The 4,087-nt window shown below is 64.4% G+C and carries 5 protein-coding genes; 1 reads left to right on the forward strand and 4 read right to left on the reverse strand.

The window, feature by feature from the left end:
• A partial coding sequence (locus JWR89_RS03780) for a DUF1272 domain-containing protein (protein WP_299711971.1) occupies window positions 1-250 on the reverse strand: 250 nt, incomplete at its 3' end.
• 391 nt (window positions 251-641) lie between these two features.
• On the opposite strand from JWR89_RS03780, the gene JWR89_RS03785 reads away from it, so the two are divergent.
• A complete protein-coding gene (locus JWR89_RS03785; protein WP_299711973.1) occupies window positions 642-848 on the forward strand; it encodes a hypothetical protein in 207 nt (68 codons plus the stop codon).
• A 150-nt stretch (window positions 849-998) separates the two neighbouring features.
• Here JWR89_RS03785 and JWR89_RS03790 read toward each other — a convergent pair whose 3' ends face one another.
• The 3 genes from JWR89_RS03790 to JWR89_RS03800 all read right to left on the reverse strand — a co-directional run.
• A complete protein-coding gene (locus JWR89_RS03790) occupies window positions 999-1,295 on the reverse strand; it encodes an extracellular solute-binding protein (protein ID WP_299711975.1) in 297 nt (98 codons plus the stop codon).
• A 27-nt stretch (window positions 1,296-1,322) separates the two neighbouring features.
• The gene (locus tag JWR89_RS03795) at window positions 1,323-2,030 is read right to left on the reverse strand and encodes a substrate-binding domain-containing protein (RefSeq protein ID WP_299711977.1); all 708 of its coding nucleotides are present in this window, start codon (window positions 2,028-2,030) and stop codon (window positions 1,323-1,325) included.
• An 8-nt stretch (window positions 2,031-2,038) separates the two neighbouring features.
• Window positions 2,039-4,087: TonB-dependent siderophore receptor (locus JWR89_RS03800; RefSeq protein ID WP_299711978.1), on the reverse strand; the 2,049-nt coding region annotated here is incomplete at its 5' end.

The following is a 4,087-nucleotide window of genomic DNA, read 5'->3' on the forward strand; positions in this document are numbered from 1 at the left end:
TGTAGTTCAGCCGCCGCCGCGTCACCGACGCCGGGCGCGTAGCGACGGACAGCCCGGGGCGCCATTCGGTCGCGGGCCGGATCGGCCGCGGCGCAAACCCGCCGCCGCAATTCGGGCAGACGTTGAAGAGTTTGCCTTCGACGCAGTCCGCGCAAAACGTGCATTCAAACGTGCAGATCCGCGCCTCGGTGGAATCGGGCGGCAGATCGCGATCGCAATATTCGCAGTTCGGTCGGAGTTCGAGGGCCACGATCATCTCCTGATCGACGTTCGGAAAGACCTCGCAATCGAGTCGTGCGGGACTGGTGAGTTTATTGTATCGACCGCCAAAGCTGTGACAATGCGCGACGGATCTTGCGATCAACCGCGCCGGCCGTAAGTCCGCAGGTGGTCAGCGTCCTCGGATCCACGGCTGTCACCCATTGCGGGCGGTTCGGTGGGTTACGGCGCAAGAGCGCCTAACCCACCCTACGGCTGCGGCACGCCTTTACCATCTCGGTTTGCACCCAACCGCACTGGATACCGCTGATATCACTAGAGAATTTAGCCTGACATGTCGGATGCCGGACCGACAGGCGGCGGCCGTCGTGCTATCCACGACGGTGCCGTGCCTGCCGGTTGTTGACCCATCGGAGAGCGCTATGTCCATTATCCAGTTTCCCATCGACCCCATGCGTGCGGGCACCGAGCGCAAAGCCGTGGCCACCGAGTATCGGCTCAAGGCCGCCGCGCTCGGCCGCCAGATCGCGGGGGAGAATGACCCCACGCAGGCGCAGGCCTATCTGATGAATGCGCTGTCGATGCTGCAGCTGGCGGAAAACGAAGAGTGGCTGGCGAAGGGCGAGTGACGGGCGAAGCAGTCGGGTAGGGCGCGGTGCACCCGGCGGGCTGCCGTGCGCGGGGCTGCCCCCACCCGACCGCGCTGCGCGCGGCCACCCTCCCCACCTTGCACGAGGGAAGAAAGGGCCGCGGCTGCGTCCGGGACAAGTGGGACGGCGTCAATCGTCGAAGCCGACTTTCCGGATCAGTGCGATCGCCGCCGGCTGGCCGGCGGCGATGCGGTCGATCGGCAGCGGATCGATCGCGAACGATCCCATGGCGGCCACAAGCGGCGCGCGCGCGGCGTCGATCGCGACCGGATATTCCAGTTCGGCGGCGGCATAGAGCGTCTGTGCCGCCGGCGTCAGCAGGAATTCGAGAAATTTCAGCGCGGCATCGCGATGCGGCGCGTGTTTCGCGAGCGCGGCGCCGGTGACATTCACATGGGCGCCACCGCTTGCGAAGGTGGTCGGCACGGTCTTCACCTGCTGCGCCCATGCCGTCTATTCCGGGCCCTCGCGGCCGTCCAGCAATTGCGCCAGCGCCACGGTGTTGGCGATGCCGATGTCGCAAGTGCCCTGTGCGATCTCACGGATCGCGTCGTTGTCCTTGCCGTCGGGCCGGTGCGCCAGATTGGCCTTCAGGCCCCGCAGCCAGGCTTCCGTCGCGGCCTCGCCATGGTGCAGGAGATAGGCCGAGACCAGCGCCACATTGTTCTGGTGCAGCGGCGAGCGCATGCATAGCCGGCCGCGCCAGCGGATATCGGCGAGGTCCTCGTAGCGGATCGCGGCAAAGGCGGCGTCGGCGCGGACGACCACCACGCGCGGCCGCACCGACAGCGCGATCCACGACGCGCCGCGCAAGGCGGAAGGCAGCGCCTGGTCGAGCACCTCGGATGCGATCGGCTGGGTGAGATCGTGGGCCGCGAATTGTGCGGTCTTGTCGAGGCCGATGGTCATCAGCACGTCGGCGGGGGAGGCGTCGCCCTCCGCCGTCATGCGCTTCACCAGACTGTCGGCGATGTAGGTCGGCCTGACGGCGATCCCGGTCGCCGCGGTGAACGCGGCGATCACCGGCTCGACCAGCGGCGTCTCGCGGGTCGAGTAGAGCGCGATCTCGTCGGCATGGCTGGCCACTGCGAAGAAGGAAGACGACAACGACGCAAGCGCCAGCCCGAAAGCCCAGCCTTTGCGTCGTCGCGGTGTTCGCATCACTGGCCTCAGAACTTCACTGTCGCCGCCAGCGAAAATCGTCGGGCGTCGCCAATCGCCACGTTCAGATTGTTGACCGCCGAGGGATAGTAGACGTTGTTGAACAGGTTCTTGACGTTGATCTGATAGATCACGGGCAGGTTCTGATACTTCGTCTCGTAGGTCGCGAACGTATCGGCGACCACGTAGGATGGCAGCACGAAGGTGTTGAGGGCGTCGCCAGGACGATCGCCGGCATAATGCCCGCCGGCACCGACTCGCAAGCGACCCGGCAGCGTGGTGCCGAAGTCATAGACGAGATACAGCGACGCCGTATTCAGCGCGACGTTCTGAAGCTGCTTGCCGAGGTAGACGGGGTCTTCCGTCACCCGCGCGTCGGTATAGCCGTAGCTGCCGATCATGCTCCAATTGTCGGACAGCCTGCCGGTCACGTCGAGCTCCACGCCGCGCGAGCGCACCTTGCCGGCAGCGGTCGCTTCCGTGATTCCGGTTGTGTTGTTCAACTGGGCGACAAGAACGTTCTTCTTTTCGATGTCATAGAAGGCAAGCGTGCCGGATATCCGCTTGTTGTCGTATTTCAGGCCGGTCTCCCATTGCGTGCCTTCCTCAGGCTGCACGCCTCCCGTGATGACGTAATCGGGGTTGGTGGAGGAGAAGTTGGCGATCGTCGCCGTCGGCTTCAATGACTGCGTGTAGCTGACATAGGTCGAAAGTTCGTCGGTGATCTTGTAGATCACGCCGCCAAGCGGCAGCACCTTGTTGCCGCTAAGGTTGGTGTTGGTGTCGAACGGGCGGCCCTTGCCCGCGAGTTGGGCGTAATCGATGTAGCGCACGCCGCCGACGACAGCGAGCTGGTTGGTGAGGTGCAGCGTGTCCTGGAAGAACATGCCCTGGGTCGAGAGCTTGTCGGTCTGTTCGCTGTCGGCGGCCGAAATAGTCGTGCCCGGCCGCATCGTGCCATACACCGGATTGTAGACATTGAACGTCCCGACCGTCTGCCGCTCGAGGTCCTTGCGGTAGATCACGCGATACTGGGCGTCGCCGCCGAACACTACGTCATTCTTCAGACTGCCGAGCCAGAAGCTGCCCTGGACATAGGCGGTGCCATAGCTGTCGGAGGTCAGCGCGCCATAGGTACCGTCATTGCTTCGTGTCGTGACGCCGGTGACGGGGTTGACCGCCGTGTTGCGCAACTGGGCGGCATTGTAGGTCTCGACGTTGTAGCTGTAGCCCGCATAGATCTTCCAGTTCTCGTTGATCTTCTGGTCGACCGATATCTGGGTGAGGTCGGAGGAACCCCACATGCTGTTGAAGGGTTCGTCAATGCGGCGCGTCGCCGGAATGGCGAGCGGCTTCATGGTGCGGGTGTCGAGCGCGGTGCCGCGATCGAACGGCGAATAGAAATCACGGTGCTCGTAGTTGAACTGAACCGTGGTCGTGTCGCCATACCACGCCAGCGATGGCGCGTAGAGCGTCTCCTTGCGCGTCCCGAAATTGCGCCAGTAATCCTCGTTGATACCGTAGCCGGTGAAGCGATAGGCGAGGCCGTCCTTGCCGATCGGACCGGTGATATCGACGGTCGCATTGGCGCCGCTGCGTGAACCGTAGGTCGCGCCTTCCAGCGTGACTTCGCCGCGCTGAACCAGTTCAGGCCGTTTGCTGATGGTGTTGACGATGCCGCCGGGATCGATGATGCCGTAGAGCAGCGAGGCCGGGCCCTTCAGCACCTCGACGCTCTCGACAGCGGCGGTAAGTGCGCGGCCCTGCACCAGCGGCATGCCGTTGCGCATGATCGAGCCATCGCGGTTGTCGCCGAAGCCGCGGCGCATGACGGCGTCCTGGGTGCCGGCCAGCGTGTTGGTCTGGGTGATGCCTGATATATTGACCAGCGCGTCATCGAGGTTGCGCGGCTTTTGATCTTTGATCACCTGTTCCGGCACGACATTGACGGTCTGCGAGGTGTCGAGCGCCGAGGTGGCGCCGCGCAGCGTGGTCGCGCTCGGCATCGCGCGGTAGCCGAGGATCTGCTCGTATTTCGCGGCGGCTGCAGCGACCGC

Source organism: Tardiphaga sp., from assembly GCF_028290785.1.
Taxonomy (GTDB): Bacteria; Pseudomonadota; Alphaproteobacteria; order Rhizobiales; family Xanthobacteraceae; genus Tardiphaga.

Bases quoted from the DNA above. Each gene is read 5' to 3' on its own strand.
- JWR89_RS03795 (WP_299711977.1), bottom strand. From the start codon at position 2,030: ATGCGAACACCGCGACGACGCAAAGGCTGGGCTTTCGGGCTGGCGCTT.
- JWR89_RS03785 (WP_299711973.1), top strand. From the start codon at position 642: ATGTCCATTATCCAGTTTCCCATCGACCCCATGCGTGCGGGCACCGAG.